Annotated in this window: 1 protein-coding gene; it reads right to left on the bottom strand. The window is 45.7% G+C overall.

Going from position 1 to position 1,519, the window contains the following annotated elements; all coding sequences use genetic code 11:
- Nucleotides 1-1,381, bottom strand: a 1,381-nt coding sequence (locus tag R7M72_RS24575; RefSeq protein WP_318056399.1) for an extracellular solute-binding protein, incomplete at its 3' end; no start/stop codon positions are given.
- Nucleotides 1,382-1,519 lie beyond the last annotated feature (138 nt).

Here is a 1,519-nt window from a genome sequence, read left to right on the forward strand (position 1 = left end):
GTTTTTTCGCACGCACATACTTAAACATCGATGAACCATCAATCAGCTTCAGCTCAATGTCCAACCCTGCCAATTTTGCCTGTTCACGCAAGAAAGCAATACGCGGTGTATGAACTGGAGATGAGTACGTCAATTCAAAGCTCAAACGCTGACCTTTATCATTCACGCGAATACCATCGGAACCAATCTTATCGAAGCCCGCAGCTTCAAACGCTGCCGCCGCTTTTTCTGGTTCAAACTTTGGCGCTGTCACATCTGGTAACGTGTACTTACCATGCCCAAAGCCCGTTGGGTTGGGTTTACGACTGTAGTCTCCACGCATAACATTCTCGATCATGCCGTCGAAATCTGTCGCGTAAGTGATCCCTTTGCGAATGTTTAAGTCATCAAGTAGAGGCATGGCCGTGTTTATCCAAACGCCACCAGCACCAACTGGATATTGGTTGTAACCCCAGAACTTCTCAATATAACCCTTTTGATAAGGGGCAGTATTGGATTTGTCATGCCATAGACTTGGCAAAACCAATCCAAATGCGTCCAACTTACCTTTTTCGAAGTGCTTCATCGCAATATCACTATCGCGGATAACCGTGATACGAATTTTGTCGACGTTATAGCGATTCTCGTAGTACTTATTGGTATAACCCCACCAGTCCTCACCTACGTGCTTAAAGGTAACGCTTTTACCTTTTTTGACGTCGGCTAAGTAATAAGCGCTGGTGGTTGGTTCACTTTTAAAGTTGTAGTAGCGCACAAAATCATCATGAATGCCGTCACCGTTCTCGTCTTTCTTCGGATTCGCATAGAAATGAGCAGGACGAGGACGTAGCGCCCCCATTCTCAACAACAACTCTTCTGGATTGAGCTCTTTCGCGGCCTTCACGGCGAAGGTGTGATCGTCAAATTTGATAACATCAGCAACCGTTTTGTTGTAATAGTCGTTGTACCAAGGCTCTAAAATGTCTTTCGAGCGGTAAAACTTAAGCATAAAAACAAAATCGTCTGCCGTGACTGGCTTGCCATCCGACCATTTAGCTTGTGGGTTCAGTTTGAAATAAACCGTTTTATTGTCACCCGCTAATGCCCACTCATTGGCTAGCTCAGGGATGAATTCAAGCGTATCTGGGTGGCGAACCACCAACCCTGGCGTTTCATCCAAGATGAAAGAACGTAAACCAGAGTTTGCATCAGGACCAACACTGCGTAGAGTCTGAGGAAAGCTCGACATGAAAGTGCGGTAAGTCCCGCCACGCTTTGCTTCAGGAGAGCCATATTGAGGCTCATCCCAGTTCGTTTGCCAGTTTAAGTCAGTCGGTAGCGTCGCTGACATCGCACCAAAACTTAGGGCGCTTAGCGTGGACGCTAAAATTATTCTTTTCATAAAACTTCCCTTTTTTATGTTTTGCTCACAATGCATGCTTAAACATAGCGTGTGAATTTTTTCGGGTCGAAAGCCGCTCGAATCGCTTCACCGATAAAGGTGACCATCACAAGTACCAGTACAATGGAAGTCACAACA

Origin of the sequence: Vibrio sp. YT-18, from assembly GCF_033337345.1 — a bacterium.
In the GTDB taxonomy this organism is placed as follows: Bacteria; Pseudomonadota; Gammaproteobacteria; order Enterobacterales; family Vibrionaceae; genus Vibrio; species Vibrio alginolyticus.